Source organism: Maritimibacter alkaliphilus HTCC2654 (assembly GCF_000152805.1).
GTDB lineage: Bacteria > Pseudomonadota > Alphaproteobacteria > Rhodobacterales > Rhodobacteraceae > Maritimibacter > Maritimibacter alkaliphilus.
This window is the reverse complement of record NZ_CH902578.1, coordinates 261173-278071: the sequence shown is the minus strand read 5'-3', so window position 1 is coordinate 278071 and position 16899 is coordinate 261173. Positions and strand designations below refer to the sequence as shown.

The 16899-nt window shown below is 66.3% G+C and carries 17 protein-coding genes; 5 read left to right on the top strand and 12 right to left on the bottom strand.

The genetic code is table 11. The features are described from left to right. Nucleotides 1–35 precede the first annotated feature (35 nt). Both RB2654_RS02485 and RB2654_RS02480 read right to left on the bottom strand, forming a co-directional pair. Nucleotides 36–1880, bottom strand: coding sequence for an ABCB family ABC transporter ATP-binding protein/permease (locus RB2654_RS02485; RefSeq protein ID WP_008328311.1), 1845 nt, complete (start codon nucleotides 1878–1880; stop codon nucleotides 36–38). 60 nt (nucleotides 1881–1940) lie between these two features. Further along, nucleotides 1941–3815 carry a LysM peptidoglycan-binding domain-containing protein gene (locus RB2654_RS02480; RefSeq protein WP_008328310.1) on the bottom strand — a complete coding sequence of 625 codons (1875 nt, stop codon included), beginning with the start codon at nucleotides 3813–3815 and terminating at the stop codon, nucleotides 1941–1943. 104 nt (nucleotides 3816–3919) lie between these two features. Between RB2654_RS02480 and RB2654_RS02475 the strand changes: the two genes are divergently transcribed. Further along, the gene (locus RB2654_RS02475; RefSeq protein ID WP_083783326.1) at nucleotides 3920–4477 is read left to right on the top strand and encodes an LOG family protein; all 558 of its coding nucleotides are present in this window, start codon (nucleotides 3920–3922) and stop codon (nucleotides 4475–4477) included. Here the strand turns inward: RB2654_RS02475 and rarD are convergent. The 3 genes from rarD to RB2654_RS02460 form a co-directional block, all read right to left on the bottom strand. Beyond that, entirely contained in the window at nucleotides 4420–5355 is a 936-nt protein-coding gene (rarD, locus tag RB2654_RS02470; RefSeq protein ID WP_008328304.1) for an EamA family transporter RarD, read from the bottom strand. The genes RB2654_RS02475 and rarD overlap by 58 nt on opposite strands. Before the next feature lie 80 nt (nucleotides 5356–5435). Continuing rightward, the gene (locus tag RB2654_RS02465; RefSeq protein ID WP_008328302.1) at nucleotides 5436–5891 is read right to left on the bottom strand and encodes a host attachment family protein; all 456 of its coding nucleotides are present in this window, start codon (nucleotides 5889–5891) and stop codon (nucleotides 5436–5438) included. A gap of 65 nt (nucleotides 5892–5956) precedes the next feature. Further along, on the bottom strand, nucleotides 5957–6871 hold the full coding sequence (locus RB2654_RS02460) for a LysR substrate-binding domain-containing protein (protein ID WP_008328300.1): 915 nt from the start codon (nucleotides 6869–6871) through the stop codon (nucleotides 5957–5959). Between the two features lie 114 nt (nucleotides 6872–6985). Here RB2654_RS02460 and RB2654_RS02455 point away from each other — a divergent pair, with 114 nt between their 5' ends. Further along, nucleotides 6986–7498, top strand: coding sequence for a DUF6647 family protein (locus RB2654_RS02455; RefSeq protein ID WP_008328298.1), 513 nt, complete (start codon nucleotides 6986–6988; stop codon nucleotides 7496–7498). A 38-nt stretch (nucleotides 7499–7536) separates the two neighbouring features. Here the strand turns inward: RB2654_RS02455 and RB2654_RS02450 are convergent, their stop codons facing one another. The 7 genes from RB2654_RS02450 to RB2654_RS02420 form a co-directional block, all read right to left on the bottom strand. Next, nucleotides 7537–7764 (bottom strand): hypothetical protein, encoded by a 228-nt coding sequence (locus tag RB2654_RS02450; protein ID WP_008328296.1) that lies wholly within the window; start codon nucleotides 7762–7764, stop codon nucleotides 7537–7539. 470 nt (nucleotides 7765–8234) lie between these two features. Further along, nucleotides 8235–8834, bottom strand: coding sequence for a superoxide dismutase (locus tag RB2654_RS02445; RefSeq protein WP_008328293.1), 600 nt, complete (start codon nucleotides 8832–8834; stop codon nucleotides 8235–8237). A 259-nt stretch (nucleotides 8835–9093) separates the two neighbouring features. Further along, nucleotides 9094–9642, bottom strand: a complete 549-nt coding sequence (locus RB2654_RS02440) for a sarcosine oxidase subunit gamma (protein ID WP_008328291.1) — start codon at nucleotides 9640–9642, stop codon at nucleotides 9094–9096. Then, nucleotides 9635–12649, bottom strand: coding sequence for a sarcosine oxidase subunit alpha family protein (locus RB2654_RS02435; protein WP_008328289.1), 3015 nt, complete (start codon nucleotides 12647–12649; stop codon nucleotides 9635–9637). The genes RB2654_RS02440 and RB2654_RS02435 overlap by 8 nt, the downstream gene beginning before the upstream one ends. Beyond that, complete coding sequence (locus tag RB2654_RS02430; RefSeq protein ID WP_008328287.1) at nucleotides 12646–12969, bottom strand: sarcosine oxidase subunit delta; 324 nt, start codon at nucleotides 12967–12969, stop codon at nucleotides 12646–12648. Before RB2654_RS02430 ends, RB2654_RS02435 begins: the two co-directional genes overlap by 4 nt. Before the next feature lie 96 nt (nucleotides 12970–13065). After that, a complete protein-coding gene (locus tag RB2654_RS23655) occupies nucleotides 13066–13335 on the bottom strand; it encodes a hypothetical protein (RefSeq protein WP_008328285.1) in 270 nt (89 codons plus the stop codon). A gap of 151 nt (nucleotides 13336–13486) precedes the next feature. After that, the gene (locus RB2654_RS02420; protein ID WP_008328282.1) at nucleotides 13487–14734 is read right to left on the bottom strand and encodes a sarcosine oxidase subunit beta family protein; all 1248 of its coding nucleotides are present in this window, start codon (nucleotides 14732–14734) and stop codon (nucleotides 13487–13489) included. Nucleotides 14735–14920: 186 nt separating this feature from the next. Here RB2654_RS02420 and ccmI point away from each other — a divergent pair, with 186 nt between their 5' ends. The 3 genes from ccmI to RB2654_RS02405 are packed head-to-tail and all read left to right on the top strand — an operon-like array spanning nucleotide 14921 to nucleotide 16841. Continuing rightward, nucleotides 14921–16156, top strand: coding sequence for a c-type cytochrome biogenesis protein CcmI (gene ccmI / locus RB2654_RS02415; RefSeq protein ID WP_008328279.1), 1236 nt, complete (start codon nucleotides 14921–14923; stop codon nucleotides 16154–16156). Then, nucleotides 16153–16620, top strand: coding sequence for a Holliday junction resolvase RuvX (gene ruvX, locus RB2654_RS02410; protein ID WP_008328278.1), 468 nt, complete (start codon nucleotides 16153–16155; stop codon nucleotides 16618–16620). Before ccmI ends, ruvX begins: the two co-directional genes overlap by 4 nt. Then, nucleotides 16617–16841, top strand: coding sequence for a DUF1289 domain-containing protein (locus RB2654_RS02405; RefSeq protein WP_008328276.1), 225 nt, complete (start codon nucleotides 16617–16619; stop codon nucleotides 16839–16841). The genes ruvX and RB2654_RS02405 overlap by 4 nt, the downstream gene beginning before the upstream one ends. Nucleotides 16842–16899: the final 58 nt, after the last annotated feature.

The window sequence follows — 16899 nt, the reverse complement described above, 5'->3', positions numbered from 1 at the left end:
CAAACCCTGCGCGGGCGCACGCCCGCACGATCAGGTCACGCCGCTTCGTCCTCTTCCTCGGCAAGCTGGCGCGCCCACATCGAGGCGTATTTGCCGCCCTTGGTCAAAAGCGCGTCGTGACGGCCCTCTTCGATCACCTCGCCGTCCTGCAAGACGACGATCTTGTCCGCATCCGCGATGGTCGACAGCCGGTGCGCGATGGTGATGACGGTGCGCCCCACGCCCATGGCCTTCAGGCTCATCTGGATGTCGCGCTCGGTTTCGGTGTCCAGCGCGCTCGTCGCCTCGTCCAGAAGCAGGATCGGCGGGTTCTTGAGGAGCGTGCGCGCGATCCCCACCCGCTGCTTCTCGCCACCCGACAGCTTCAGCCCGCGCTCGCCCACCTGCGTGTCGTAGCCTTCGGGCAGGCTCATCACGAAGTCATGGATCTTGGCCGCCTTCGCCGCCGCCTCGATATCCGCGAACGTCGCACCATCGCGCCCGTAGGCGATGTTGTAGCGGATCGTGTCGTTGAAAAGCACCGTGTCCTGCGGCACCACGCCGATGGCGTCATGCACGCTTTCCTGCGTCACGTCGCGCAGGTCCTGCCCGTCGATGCGGATCGCGCCCCCGGTGACGTCGTAGAACCGGAACAGAAGCCGCCCGATGGTGGATTTGCCCGATCCCGACGGGCCGACGATGGCCACCGTCTCGCCCGCCTCGGCGGTGATCGTGACGCCATGCAGGATGGGCCGCGCGGGATCGTAGCCGAATTCGACAGCATCCAGTTCGACCTTGCCGCCCTTCATGTCCAGCGGCTTGGCCCCCGGCTTGTCCGTCACCTCGGCGGGCTGTTCGAGCAGGTCGAACATCTCGGCCATGTCCACCAGCGCCTGCCGGATCTCGCGATATACCGAGCCGAGGAAGTTCAGCGGCATGGTGATCTGGATCATGTAGGCGTTGACCATGACGAAATCGCCGGTCGAGAGCGTGCCGTTCTGCACCCCGATGGCCGCCATGACCATGACCGCGACCAGACCCGCCGTGATGATGAAGCTCTGCCCCGCGTTCAGGAACGCGAGCGACTGCGACGTCTTGATCGCGGCCCCCTCGTAGCCCTCCATCGCACCGTCATAGCGCCGCGCCTCGCGCTTCTCGGCGCCGAAGTATTTCACGGTCTCGAAGTTCAGAAGGCTGTCGATGGCCTTCTGGTTCGCATCCGTATCCTGATCGTTCATCAGCTTGCGCAGTTTCACCCGCCACTCGGTCACGGCGAAGGTGAAGCGGATATAGACCGCGATGGTCGCCACGACGGCGGCCAGATACCAGACATCGAAGAGCACGAAGAAGATCACGCAGACCAGCCCCAGCTCGATGAATAGCGGGATGATGTTGAACAGAAGGAAGCGCAGCAGGAATTCGACGCCCTTCACCCCGCGCTCCATGATCCGGCTGAGGCCCCCGGTCTTGCGCGTGATGTGATAGCGGAGGGACAGCGCGTGGATGTGCTGAAACGTCTGAAGCGCCATCGACCGCAGCGCGCCCTGCGCCACCTTGGCGAACACGGCGTCGCGCAATTGTTGAAAGCCCACGGACAGGAACCGGGCGACACCATAGGCCACCGTCAGGCTCACCGCACCAAGCGCCAGCATCCAGGCCGCGCTGTCGCTCGCCTCGCCGGTCAGTCCATCGACGGCGGCCTTGTAGAACAGCGGCGTCGCGACCGCGATCAGCTTGGCCCCGATCAGGAGCGACATGGCGACGACGACCCGCCACTGCGTGTCGCGGTCGCCCTTGGGCCAGAGGTAGGGGATAACGCGTTGGATCGTGCGTAGCCCGGTGCCCTCATGCGCCCCCGACGCCCGCGCATCGCTCACCGTCCGTTGTCCGCCACGTCTCATGCCGTTCCCTTTCCCTAAGGTCCTATCACCTAGGGTCTCGGACCGGAAAAGGCCAGTGGCCTAGTTGCCGCTCACATCGGCCGGAAGCTCGAACACCTGACCCGGATAGATCAGGTCGGGGTCACGGATCTTGTCGCGGTTCGCCTCGAACACCTGCACGTAAAGGAGCCCGTCGCCGTAGCGTTCGCGCGAGATCGCCCAGAGGGTCGATCCCGGCTGCACGGTGATGGCCGAAATCATCGGCTCGGCTGCCGGAGCCTTGGGGTCGCTGTCCGCCGGGGGCATGTCCGGCGCTGAGGCCGTGTCGGGCGCGTCGCTGTCCATGGCCGCCGTGACGGTATCGCCCGCCTCTGGGGCGTCCGGCGCGGCCTCCATCGGTGCCTCGGCGGCCTCCGGGGCGTCTCCTGCATTCGCGGGCGTCGCGGCCTCGCTTTCAACGCCGACCTCCGCTGCGGGCGTATCCGGCGCGGTCGGAGCCTCGCCCGCCTGCGCCGCGTCTGCGGTCTCGGCGGGCAATTCGGGCGCCTCGTCTTCGACGGCGGTCTCGGTGACCGCCTCAGCGGTTTCCGCAGGCACAGGCGTCGGTTCCGGGTCGGCCCCGATCCCGTCCGCTCCCGCCACATCCTCGGTCGTCGCGGTCGGCGCAGGGTCCGCCATGTCCGCCTCGGCCATCTCGACCTCATCCTGCGCCGCCGCCTCGCCTTCCCGCGCCTCGCTCGCCCGGCCCAAAGCGGCGGCCAGCATCTCGCGGTCCTCACGTTTGAAGGGAGATTCGACGCGCGCCATGACGGTGCCGTCCTCGGCCACCTCGTCGACCCGCAGGGTGTAGATCCCCGCCTCGACGCTTTCGGGCAGGGTCATGCGCCACTGGCCAGCCGGAGCGACCGGCACGTCGCCCACCAGCCCGTTGTCGAGATAGAGCCGGACGGTGCCGCCCGGCTGACCGCGACCCGAAATCGTGACCTCGCCCGCGTCGTCATAGGCAATCGCGTCGAGCGACAGATCGGGCGCCGCGCCGTCCTGCAAGACGGTGATCCCGTCACGGTCGGCAAGCAGAACCCGTGGCGCCTCGGCCTCGGCGGTGACCTCGGGCGTTTCCGGCGCCGCGTCGGCCTCGGCCATGTCCGCGTTTTCGCCCGCTTCGGGCGCGTCCGGCGCGGAAACCTCCGGCGCTTGCGCGACCTCGGTCGGCGTTTCGACGGGTTCGGGCGCGGTTTCCGGCGCCTCGTCCATAGCCTGCGCCGCATCGGCCATCTCCACCGGGGCCGTATCCTCAGCCGCTTGCGCCACTTCCGCGTCCGCCTCGGCGGTCTCGGTTGGCGCGTCCGGGGTCGTCGTGGCCTCGTCCCGCGCGACTTCCGTCGTCTCAGACGGCGCTTCGCTCGTCGGAGTCCCGGTGTCCGCCTCTGCGACCTGAACCGGCAGGTCGCGCGGCTCGACGATCACGGATTTGTCCGACATCATGTCCTCGCCACCCAAGGCGGCCATCAGTTGCATGATGCGCGGCGTATCCGAGAGCGGGAGGTCGAACATGGCGACGAAATTGCCGCCCGCATCGGCGGTGACGGTCATCATCTTCTCGCCTTCGACCATGACGGTCACGTCCGATCCGGGCGCGGCATGACCCGCGATCAGGGCCGATCCGTTCGGATCGACCCGCACCACGTCGAATTCAGGCGGGGCCATCGCGGGCGTGTCGGTATCGGTCGCCTCTTCGGCACCCGCTTCGGGCGCGGTTTCCGCGGTCTCGTCCGTCTCGCCGGTTGGCGTCTCCTCTGCCGCTTCGGGCAAAGCCGCGACCTCGGCGGGTGCCTCGGGCACATCGGGATCGGACCGTGGGAAATCCCCGGTCGTCACGACGGCAGCCACGACTGCGACACCTGCTGCAACCGCACCAAGCGCCCAGCCCAGCCAACCTCTCAGCAAGCCGATCATTCTTACCCTTTCGCCGTCCCCCAAACGCCCCGTATCCCCAAGGCTTGAGGGACATTAACAACGCGGTTATCACGGGTCAAAACACTTTCCCGAAAGGCTAACCCATGCCCGCGCCACAAGCTTCTGTCTGTGTCTTTTGCGGCTCACGCTTCGGGGCCAGGCCGGAGTACGTGGCCGAGGCGCGCGCCGTCGGCGCCCTTCTGGCCTCGCGCAACTGGCAATTGGTCTACGGCGCCGGGGACGTGGGCCTCATGGGCACCGTCGCGCGGGCGGCGCAGGAGGCAGGCGGCGCGACCTTCGGCGTGATCCCCACGCACCTACTGTCGATGGAAGTGGGCAAGCGCGACCTGACCAGTTTCGTCGTCACCGAGAACATGCACGAACGCAAGAAGGTCATGTTCATGAATTCGAACGCCGTCGTGGTCCTCCCCGGCGGGGCGGGATCGCTGGACGAGTTCTTCGAGGTGCTGACGTGGCGCCAATTGGGCCTCCACGACAAACCGCTGATCGTGCTGAACACGCAAGGGTATTGGGACCCGCTTATCGCGCTGATCGAGCATACCATCGATCAGGGGTTCGCGGATCGGTCGCTCTTGGATTTCGTTCAGGTCGTGCCCGACGTCGAAACCCTCGCCGCGAGGCTGGACTCCGCCCTGTCCTGACGTAGGCTGACCCATGAATAAAGGGCAAGCGCGACCCAGATGATCGGCAGCGCGATCATATGCCAACGGGTGACGAGTTCGCCGAAAATCATCGATGCGACAAGGAATTGCAGCGTGGGGTTGATGTATTCCATCAAGCCGAGCAACCCGTATCCCAACCGTCGCGCGGCGTAGGAGAACAAGATCAGCGGCGTGGCCGTCAGCACGCCCGAAAAAGCCAGCAACAGGCTGTCGCGCAGGTCGTCACCGAACACGGCGAGGTTGCGGCCCGTGATCCCGGTCCAGCCGAACGCGTGGACCCCGACGAGCCACAGGACCGCCAGCGGCAGGAGAAGCGTGACCTCGGCCGTCACACTGGCCACCGGCCCGGCATCCAGCCCCTTTTTCACGACACCATAGAACCCGAATGTGGTCGCCAAGAGGAGGGAGATCCAAGGCGCCTGCCCCAGCCCCCAGGTGAGGATCGCGACGGCGAGCGCGGCCATGACCACAGCGATCCCATGCCCGAACCGCAAGCGTTCGCGGAAGATGACCACGCCCAGAAGCACGGCGACGAGCGGAAAGATGTAATAGCCCAGCGATGCCCCCAAGGCCCGGCCGGTCTGAACCGAATAAATGAAGAAGAACCAGTTGGTCGAGATCATGACGGCGGCCAGCAGCACCTGCCAAACACGCCGCGACCCGATAAGTCCGCGCAGGGCCCCAAGCCGCCCCTGCACCGCCAGAACGCCCGCGAAGAACACGAAGGACCACAGGGTGCGATGCGCCAGCACCTCTTCCGGCGGCACATGCGCCAAAGCCTTGTAATAGATCGAGGACAGACCCCAGATCACGCAGGCACCCGCGATGGCCGCGATGCCTTTGCCCGTCTCGCTCATCCCTGTCCGCTCCTGCCGTTTCGAACCGGGGGTGGCAGAGGCGCGCGGCGGGGTCAAGGCCGCGCGCCTCGCCCGATCGGTCAGGCCGCTTCGAGGTCTTCCTTGACGATCTTCTCAATCTTGTCGAGCGGATGGTTGGTCAGGGTCTTGTCGACCTCCCCCACGATCCGCTTTGTGACCTCCTGATGCAATTCGTCGCGCAGGGCGCCCAGCACCTGCGGCGAGGCGGCGATGACGATTTTCTCGAACTCGCCGCGATGCGCCTTCTTGTAAAGGATGTCCGCCAGTTGCGAGGCAAAGCGTTCCTTGGCGAGTTCGTGCCAGTCGGTGTCGTCCAGCGCCGAGCGTTGGCCCACCCCGGTGTCCTGCATCCGGCCCGGACGGTTGGCCGATTGTTCGCGGTCGGACGGGTTGTCCTGATGCTCTTCACGGGTCACCACCAAATGCGGGTTTTCGGCATCCGCGACATTCTCGAGAAACAGGGCCTTTTCGCTGTCGGCGACCAAAACCCAGGTCCCGGTATCGATCTGTGCCATTGCATATCCTCCTTAAGTGTCAGTGATTTAGGAAGAAACGCCCGGAACTTGGCGGGGGTTCCCGCCTACTCGGCGACCCGGATCGCGGTGGCGGGCCGCCCATCCTCGGCCACCTCGGCCTGCACCCACGTCCGAAACGCGGCGATCATCGGCTCGTCCATGCGGGCTTCATCGCAGGCGACTGAATAGATCACGAACGGCATTGTCACGGTGTCGAATAGTCGCATGAGCCGGCCCGAGGCCACCGTGTCGCGCACCATCATGTCATAGGCCAGCGCCACACCGCCCCCCTGCTCCGCCGCCGTGGTGGCGAGTTCGCAATTGGGAAATTCCGGGCCTGCGGGCATCTGCGGCGGCGGGCATCCGGCCAGTTCGAACCATTCCGCCCACATATCCATCGTCTCGTCATGCATGAGCGTGGCGCGCGCCAGATCGGCGGGGGTCTCGATCCCCAGCCGCGCCTTCAGATCGGGCCGGATCACGGGATAGCGGGCCGAGGCCATGAGCGGTTCCACCAGCACACCCGCGACCGGGGCATCGGCCCAATGGATCACGATATCCGCATCGTTCGTGGTGAAGTCCGTCGAGGGCGCACCTACCGACACCCGCAGGCGCAGCCGGTCGGCATGGGCGAACCGCCCCATGCGCGGCACCATCCAGCGCGCGGCAAAGCCCGGCGTGCAAAGCACCCGCAGCACCTCGGGATCGGCCCCGGCCCGCGCCGCCCGCGTGGCTCCGTCGATCCCGTCGAGCAGGGTTTCGAGCCGCCCCGCATAGGACTCCCCCGTCAGGGTCAGGTGCATCGCGTTCCCGCGCCGCTCGAACAGCTTGGTATCGAGGAACTCCTCCAGCGCGCGCACCTGATGGCTGACCGCGGACGGCGACAGGCACAGCTCGTCCGCTGCGTCCTTGAAGCTCAAAAGCCGCGCGGCGGCCTCGAAGGCGCGCACGGCGGCGAAAGGGGGCAACTTGCGGCTCATCGCGCATGAATCCCGTTCATCGGCAGTTGAAGAACCGTCTTTTGCGACCGGTGCCCTCAGATCCTAGCATGATTTCAGGCTCACAACCAAATCCACGCTATCCGGAGTGATCTGATGAACCTCCCGTCCCAAGCCGGCCGCTGGCTGGCAACAATCCCGCTTTGCCTGTCCCTGAGCACGGCGCCCGTGTCCGCCGCCGAGCCGCCCGTTGTCGGCAGCGATATTCTGGGGATGTTGGAGCACTGGCTGGATGCGAACACCGACCTGCCCGCCCGCTCCGATTTGCCCGAAATCAAGGTCGTGTCCGCGCAACACGCCGCCCTGATCGCGGGTCTTCCCGGTCGCGGCCACGGCGCCACGCGCGGGCTTTACGATGCCCAGTCCGAAACGATCTATCTCGTCCACCCCTGGGCCGCCGACGACCCCGAAGACCTGTCCGTGCTGCTGCACGAACTCGTCCACCACCGTCAGGCCCCGCGCCATTTCTACTGCCCAGCCGCGCAGGAAGAGGGCGCCTATCGGGCGCAGTCGGCGTGGCTGGCCGAACTCGGTCTGAAAGCCGATGTGAACTGGATCGCCGTGATCCTCGATGCCGGGTGCACGCCGCGTGACATCCACCCGGACTGACGAAAGGCCCCGCGTTCGCAGGGCCCTCCGCACGCAGGTCAGACCTTTTCCTTGTCGCCCGACCCGTTCTGATCCTGCGCAAGCGGCCGGGTGTTGCCCGCCGAAGTCTCGTCGACCCGCTTTTCTTCGTCACGGGTGCCGACCTTGCGCTGAAGGTTTCCGCCCGACGCGCCTTCCTGCGCCGTCTCATCCAGCTTCTCGGGCTTTCCGCCAAGGATCGCTTCGGTTTCGCTGTGCCCGTCTTTGGAGCGTTTGCGCTCGGCCATATCGTCCTCCTGTTTGCCGTTTCCCTAAAAAACGCCCGCACGCCGCCCGCTGTTCCTTTGCGGCGGCGGACACGCCGAAAAAGGACATCCCAAACCAAAAGACCGCGACACTCGAAACCGCCGGCGCAGTGCCCTGCCCCCTGTGCGCCCAAGGACCACCTCACCGGAACACCCCCTCCGACCGAAGCTTGCTTCGGAGCCGCCGTCGCCTGAGACCCGCAGGACGGGCGGCGGTCCGAACGCCAAGGAGAATCGCCGAGGGGCCCCGCCGCAGGTGGGGATACGGCGATTGTACTTGGTGGGCGGTCCGGCGGCTGTCAGGCGCGGGATCGGGGGATGGCGGCTCCGGGGCTTGCTTTGGTGAGCCCGAGCCCCCACCGCATCGCTTCATCTGCCCCGCAGATGTGGCGATGAAAACAAAGCGGCCGCCCCTTGGGGCGGCCACCATTTCACATCATTCGGGCGTCGGATCACATGCGCGAGGCGACGTTTTCCCAGTTCACGAGGTTGTCGAGGAAGTTCGTCAGATACGCCGGGCGCTTGTTGCGGAAGTCGATGTAGTAGGAATGCTCCCACACGTCGCAGCCCAGAAGCGCGGTCTGACCGAAGCACAGCGGGTTCACACCGTTCTCGGTCTTGGTCACCTTGAGCGATCCGTCGGTGTCCTTCACGAGCCAGGCCCAGCCGGAGCCGAACTGGCCGGCGCCCGCGGCCGAGAAGTCTTCCTTGAACTTGTCGACCGAGCCGAAAGCTTCCGTGAGCGCCTTTTCCAGCTCGCCCGGCATCTTCTTTTCGCCCGGACCCATCATTTCCCAGAACTGGTTGTGGTTCCAATACTGCGAGGCGTTGTTGAAGATACCGGATTGGGCGACCGCTTTCGGGTCATAGGTGCCCTTGATGATCTCTTCGACCGACTTGCCTTCCCACTCGGTGCCGGCAATCGCCTTGTTGCCGTTGTCAACATAGGCCTTGTGGTGGATGTCGTGGTGATACTCCATCGTCTCCTTCGACATGCCGAGATCGGCGAGCGCGTCGTGGGCGTAGGGAAGGTCGGGAAGTTCGAAAGCCATTGGGATATCCCCCTGTTCTTCTGGTGTCAGTTGCCGCTTAGATGGGCCTTGGTCGCGCCCGAGGTCAAGGGGCGCAGGCCGGGTTTCCGGGTTTGCGGCGAATAATGAGCGGCACACGGGATGTGCACGGAACCCGTCTGCGCGCGGGCGCGTTGTCGCTTTTGGGCTGGCGTCACGGCTATCGGGCCGCGACGTGGAAAACAAAAAGCGGGGCATTCCGGCCCCGCTTTCGGTCGCAACGTACTGGCCGCCTATGGGTTTACAGGTCGAGTTCCGAGCCGGGCCGCGCCGCATTCGACAAAAGGTCGAACACGTATTGCGCCTGACTGCGGAAGCACATGATTTCGAATGTCTGTGCATCCGTCATCCAGAACGCGCCGGCGACTTGGGCGAGCCGCGTGCGCCGGACCTGTCCGGGCGCGAAGCCGTCGAGCGGCGCGGGGGTGAGCTTGCGCAGCACCTGATCGGCCTTGTCCCCCTTCACCCGGAACACCGCGCGGGCGTCGGAGACCACGGCGACCAGCGCGTGATCGCCTTTGACGGCCCCCTGCACCTTCTCCGCCAGCCCCGGCGCGTCGGCATAGTCGCACAGCACCATCGCCTCGTCCGGCGACATCCACGCGAGCGACAGGTCGCCCTTGCTCGTCAGACCCAGCGTCTCCGGCACCGCAAGCCCAAGCGCCTTTGCCATTTTCGCCAGCACCTCCGGCGCGCCACGCAGGGTAATCATTCCGCGCGGGCCGGTGTCGGAGACCTGCGCGAAGCCGTCGAAGGCCGCGCCATTCAGAACGGAAACCGCATCAGACATCGGCCTTGGCTCCTTCCTTGTCGTAAAAACAGGTCTCGACGATCTTCGCCTTGATGACCGTGCCGGTGCCGTCCAGCGTGGCGAAATCCACGACCTCGCCCATCCGGTCCGGCCCGTGCTGGATCAGACCCATCGCGATCCCCTTGCGGATCGTGGGGGAGTAGTAGGTCGAGGTGACACGCCCGATCATGTTGCGCTGACCGTTGGCGTTAAAGCCCTCGCCCACCGCATAGGCCCCATCGGGGATCACGGACCCGTCGAGCGTTTCGAGCCCCACGAGCCGCCAGCGATCCGGGCTTGCCATGTGCGACCGCTCCTGCGCGCGCTTGCCGAGGTAGTCGGTTTTCTTCTTCGAGATGATCCAGCCCATGTTCAGGTCCTGCGGAATCACGGTGCCGTCGGTTTCGTCCCCGATCATTACGAACCCCTTTTCGGCCCGCATGATGTGCATGGCTTCCGTGCCGTAGGGCTGGATGCCATGCGCGGCCCCCGCCTCGGCCACCTTCGCCCAAAGCTCGGCCCCCCGGTTCGCTGGGACCGCGATTTCATAGCTGAGTTCGCCGGTGAAGCTGATCCGGTAGACGCGCGCCGGGATGCCCGCGAGCGTTCCGTCGGCCCATGTCATGAACGGCATCGCCTCTTTCGAGACGTCCATGCCGCCCAGAGCCTCAAGCACCTTGCGCGCCTTGGGGCCCGCGACGGCGACCTGCGCGTATTGCTCGGTCAGGTTGGCGGTATAGACTTTCCAATCCCACCATTCGCACTGGAGCCAGTCTTCCATGTGGCCGTGGATCCGATCCGCGCCGCCCGTAGTTGTGTGGCAGAGCCACGTCTGCTCGCCGATACGCGCGACCACGCCGTCGTCGGTGACGAAGCCGTTTTCGGTGCACATCAGGCCGTAGCGACATTTGCCCACCGGCAGGCTCGACATCACGTTCGTGTAGAGCATGTCGAGGAACTTGCCCGCATCGGGTCCGGTCACGAGGATCTTGCCCAGCGTCGAGGCGTCGAGCATCCCGACGTTGTCGCGGGTGTTCACGATCTCACGGTTCACCGCCTCCATGTCGGTCTCGCCCGTGCGCGCGAAACAGAAGGGGCGGCGCCAATGCCCCACAGGCTCCCACACCGCGCCGGCGGCGTCATGGGCCGAATGCATCGGCGTGCGGCGGATCGGCTGAAAGAGTTCGCCGCGCGCCTCGCCCGCGATGGCCCCCATGCTGATCGGTGTATAGGGCGGACGGAACGTGGTCGTCCCGGTCTGCGGGATCGCCTGACCCAGAGCATCGGACAACACCGCCAAACCGTTGATGTTGCTCAGTTTCCCCTGATCCGTCGCCATGCCGAGCGTGGTGTAGCGTTTTGTGTGCTCGACGCTCGCATAGCCTTCGCGCGCGGCAAGCTGCACGTCCGACACTTTCACATCGTTCTGGTAGTCGAGCCACATCTTCATCCGCTTGTCCGGGCCTGCCGACGTCGGCATGATCCAGACCTGTTTGAGCGGCTGACGCTCGGTCTCGGGCGCTTTGGGTGCGGCTTTGCGCGTCAGCGTGCCGCCTGCGGCTTTGGCCGCCTGCCGCCCGGCCTCATGCCCGTCGGCCAGCGCCTCGGCCAGACCCATGGCGCCCGAGGCGTTCCCGGCAGTCAGGACGAACCCCTGCCCGTCGGCGCCCAGTGGCGGACGAGCCGGATCGGGTTTGAACATCGCCTCGGCATCGTCCCAGTTCAGTTTGCCACCGCAGTGCGACCACAGGTGCACCACAGGAGACCAGCCGCCCGACATGGCGACCGCATCGCATTCGATGGCGTCCGGCGTCGACTTGCCGTCGAGGTCGGCGACCATGACGCCCGTGACCTGTTTCTTGCCCTTCACCCCGACCACGGCCTTGCCATGCATCAGCTTGATCCCGGCCTTGCGCGCCCGGTCCGCGAGCGGCCCCACGAGGGTCGCGCGCACGTCGATGATCGCGGGCACCTCCAGCTTCGCCTCTTTCAACGCGAGCGCGGTCAGGTAGGCATCGTCGTTGTTCGTCACGATCACCGTGCGCCGGCCCGGCGCGACGCCCCAGTTCACCACGTAGTCGCGCACGGCAGAGGCCAGCATCACGCCCGGCACGTCGTTGCCGGGGAAAGACAGCGGGCGTTCGATCGCGCCGGTCGCGGTCACGATCTGCTTGGCGCGGATGCGCCACAGGCGGTGACGCGGGCGGTCGTCGCCCGGAGTCGCGTCAGCCACACGCTCATACCCCAGCACGTAGCCGTGGTCGTAGACGCCCGCGCCCATCGTGCCGAGGCGCAGCGTCACATTTTCAGCAGTCTCAAGCTCTTGGACCGCGTTGTTCACCCACGTTTCCGGGTCGAGACCGTCGATCTGCCCGCCATCGACCGGGGCACGCCCGCCCCAATGGGCGGTCTGTTCCAGCACCATGACCTTGGCGCCGCCCGCCGCAGCGGCCCGCGCGGCCGCGAGACCCGCCACACCGCCGCCGATCACCAGCACGTCGGTGTGGTGATAGACATGCTCATAACGGTCCGCATCGGGTTCCTTCGGGACCTGACCCAGCCCCGCGGACTGGCGGATGAACGGCTCGAACAGGTGCTTCCACGCGAAACGCGGGAACATGAAGGTCTTGTAGTAGAACCCCGCCGGCAGGAACCGCGCGGCCAGATCGTTCACCGCGCCGATGTCGAACTCCAGCGACGGCCAGTGGTTCTGGCTGGTCGCGGTCAGACCGTCGAAAAGCGGCGTCGTGGTGGCGCGCTGGTTCGGCTCGAACCGCCCGCCTTCGCCGAGGTTCATGAGCGCATTCGGCTCTTCCACGCCCGAAGCGACCACGCCGCGCGGACGGTGATATTTGAAGCTTCGGCCCATCACGGACTGGCCCGATCCGAGCAGCGCCGAGGCGAGCGTGTCGCCCGCATAGCCCGTCATCGCCTTGCCGTTGAAGGTGAAGCGCAGCTTTTTGGAACGGTCGATCAGCCGCCCCTTTCCGTCGAGACGATGGCTCATCCCCGACCCTCCCACTCCGGCAGGCGTTTCTTGATGGCGGCGACGATCTCTTTCGTCGGTTCCGGCGTCTGGGCCTTGTAAGTCCCGTAGACCTCCAGCGTCACGGTGTGGCGGGCCGCGAGGAACCATTTCCCGCAGCCATAGGCATGACGCCACCGCTCGAAATGCACGCCCTTGGGGTTCGCCCGGTCGAACAGGTAGGCCTCGAACGCCTCGTCGCTGTCGCCCACGGTGGCACGCTTCAGATGCGCTTCGCCCCCCGGTGCCAGTTCGGTTTCGTCGGCCTCCACGCCGCAATAAGGACAGGTGAGGATCAGCATGTCGCACCTCCGGTCAGGGTGGCAGAGGCGCCACGCATGCGACCGGCCCGCACGCCAAAAGGCGGCAGGCCGGTCAGTCTGGTTGTGATGGTCGTATTATTCGGCTGCGGGTTCGGCGCTTTCACCAAAGTCGCTGGTGGCACTGCCGATCCGGTTTTCCGCACCTTCGATTGCGCCGTTGTCCCCTGCGCCTTCGATGGTGACGTTGACCTGATCGCCCGCACCGGACGGATCGCCCGCGAAGACGAACCATGCGATGACGGCGACGACGACGACAAGGATGCCGACGACGAAGGCCAGTCCGGTATTACCACCGCCGGATTGCACGACGGTGTGGTCAGGGGGCGTGTCGCTCCGATCTGCCATTTTCGATCTCCTGTGCAATTCTCAGTTGCACAGCCAACGCGCTGTCCGGCAGCGAGGTTCCAAGCCCCAGCCAAGTGAGGCATCACTCGCGCAACGCGCGCAACCGGCACGGTTTTTTTGGCTTTCGGATGTATGTTTCCAACCGTCCGCATCAGTGCGCAACCCCGGCGGCGACGGACTCGTCGATGAAGCGCCCCTCGCGGAAGCGATCCACGCCGAACTCGGCCGCGAGCGGCCCCGGCTCGCCCTTGGCCACAAGCTCGGCCATCGCCCAGCCGGAGCCGGGGATCGCCTTGAACCCGCCGGTGCCCCAGCCGCAGTTGACGAAGATGTTGCCCACCGGAGTTTTCGAGATGATCGGCGAGCGGTCCCCGGTCATGTCCACGATCCCGCCCCACTGGCGCAGCATCTTGAGCCGCGAGATCATTGGGAAGGTCTCGACCAGCGCGCGCACGGTCTCTTCGATGTGGTGGAAGCTGCCGCGCTGGGTGTAGTTGTTGAACCCGTCAGTGCCGCCGCCGATCACCATCTCGCCCTTGTCGGACTGGCTCATGTAGCCATGAACGGTGTTGGCCATCACGACCACGTCCATGCAGGGCTTGATCGGCTCCGACACCAGCGCCTGAAGCGCGACCGACTCAATCGGCAGGCGGAACCCGGCCATTTCGGCCAGATCCGAGGAGTGCCCCGCGACGACCAGCGCCAGCTTGCCGCATTCGATCCGGCCCTTGGTGGTGTTCACCGCCTTGACCTGACCGCCCTCGGTCTCGACCCCCTGAACGGCGCAGTTCTGGATGATGTCCATCCCCATGCCCGCGCAGGCCCGCGCATAGCCCCAGGCCACCGCATCGTGACGCGCGGTGCCGCCGCGCGGCTGCCACAGCCCACCCAGCACCGGATAGCGCGGGCCGTCGATGTTGATGATCGGCACCAGTTCCTTGACCTTCTCCGGCCCGATGAACGTCGTATCGACCCCCTGAAGCGCGTTTGCATGAGCCGTGCGCTCGTACCCGCGCACTTCGTGATGGGTCTGGGCCAGCATGATGACGCCGCGCGGCGAGAACATGACGTTCATGTTCACGTCCTGGCTCATCGTCTCGTAAAGCGAGCGCGACTTTTCATAGATCGCCGCCGAGGGGTCTTGCAGATAGTTCGACCGGATGATCGTCGTGTTGCGGCCCGTGTTCCCGCCGCCGAGCCAGCCCTTTTCGATCACCGCCACATTGGTGATGCCGAAGTTCTTGCCCAGATAGAACGCGGTGGCGAGCCCGTGGCCCCCGGCCCCCACGATGACGACATCGTAGCGTTTCTTGGGTTCGGGATTGCCCCAGGCGCGCTCCCACCCGGTGTGGTAGCGCAGCGCCTCACGCGCGATGGCAAAGGCCGAATATCGTTTCATGCGAATCCCCGACGTCGTGGTTCGCCCCGTTCATATCAACCCGACGATCCGCGCCAATGCGGCGAACGGCACCACCTGCACCAAATGCGACATCAACTTGTCGTCGGTTTCCGACACGCGATGTCGCAGGGGGTTTTGCAGGACACGGCAAATGGGTAGATGAGGGGGAACTTTTCGGGAGGGACCATGGGGTTCTGGATGCTGGCGGCGCTCGCCGCGATCTTCATCGTGCTCATTCTGGGCTACGCGCTGTTCGCGCCCGCCCGCACGACGGCCCGCGCCAGCGCGGAATTCGACATGGCGGTCTACCGCGACCAGCTCAAGGAACTCGACCGCGACGTGGCGCGCGGTGTCGTGTCCGAAGCGGATGCCGAGCGCACGAAGATCGAGATCTCGCGCCGTCTGCTGGAAGCCGACAGGGCCGCGCAGGCGCAAAGCGGCGCGGGCCGCGCGCCCCGCTCCGCCAGCATCGCCGCCGTCGCCGGGATCGCGGTGCTGCTGGTCGGCGGCGGCTGGTATCTCTATTCCGATCTGGGCGCGCCGGGTTACCCGGACCTGCCGCTGGACCTGCGCAAGAGCCTCGCCGCCGAAGCACGCGAAAACCGACCGGACCAGAAAGCCGCCGAGGCCGAGATGCCCGCGTGGGAGGGCCCCGCCGCCGACGTGCCGCAGGATTACGTCGAACTCGTCGCCCAGTTGCGCACCGCCGTCGCGCGCCGCCCCGGCGATGTTCAGGGCCTCGCCCTGCTGGCCCAGCACGAGGCGCAGCTCGGCAACTACCGCGCCGCCCACAACGCGCAATGGTCGCTTATTCAGGCCAAGGGGGACGAAGCGACGGCGAACGACTATTCCGACCTCGCCGAGCTTCTGATCCTCGCCGCCGGTGGCTATGTCTCGCCTGAGGCGGAAACCGCCCTCTCGCGCGCGCTCCAGATCGAACCGGGCAACAAGGTCGCGCGCTACTATTCGGGCCTGATGTTCGCCCAGAACGACCGCCCCGACCTCGCCTTCCGCATGTGGCGCGCGCTGCTCGAAAGCTCGGCGCCGGAAGATCCGTGGGTCGGCCCGATCCGCGAGCGCATCGAACTTCTCGCCTCAGCCGCAGGCGTCAACTACACCCTGCCCGAAAGCGGGGCGGCCCCCCGCGGCCCCTCGGCGCAGGACATCGAAAACGCCGCCGAAATGACCGAGGGAGAGCGGCAGGACATGATCCGGGGCATGGTCGCGGGCCTGTCCGACCGTCTGGCGACCGAGGGCGGCCCCGCCTCGGACTGGGCCCGCCTCATCCGTGCGCTCGGCGTGCTGGGCGACATGGAACAGGCGCAGGCGATCTGGGCCGAGGCGCAGGCGCGGTTCGAAGGTCAGCCCGGCGAACTCGACATCGTGCGCGCGGCGGCCCGTGACGCGGGGGTGGCCGAGTGATCTTCGACGACATCGCCGCCTTCGCCGCCGCCCTGCCCGCGATGACGGCGCTCGCCGGCCTCGACTACGGAGACAAGACCATCGGCGTGGCCGTATCCGACGGGATGCGCCAGGTGGCGACGCCGCTCGACACCATTCGGCGCGGCAAGAAATTCACGCAGGACGCCGAGGCGCTCATGGCGATCCTCGACGAACGCGCGATCTCCGGCCTCGTCCTCGGGCTGCCGCGCAACATGGACGGCACCGAAGGCCCGCGTTGCCAGAAAACCCGCGCCTTCGCCCGCAACCTGTCGCGCCTGACCGAACGCCCGATCACCTTCTGGGACGAACGCCTCTCGACGGTGGCCGCCGAACGCGCCCTCCTCGAAGCCGACACCTCACGCGCCAAACGATCCGGCGTGATCGACCATGTGGCCGCAGGCTACATCCTGCAAGGCGCGCTCGACCGCATGAGGCACCTGTGACCGACGACGTCTGGATCCGCGACGAGCCACTGTCGCCCTGCAACAAGGTCTGCCAGATCCATCCCGAAATGCGCATCTGCATCGGCTGCTACCGGACGATCAACGAGATCGCCACATGGTCGCGCCTCACCGACATGGAACGGCGCGAGATCATGGAGACGCTGCCCGACCGCGCGCCCATGATCGCCAAGCGCCGCGGCGGCCGCGCCCGCACCCGCTGACACGCGAAAAGGGCGCGAACCCCTCGGCCCGCGCCCCTCTTTCCGGTCCGAAATATCC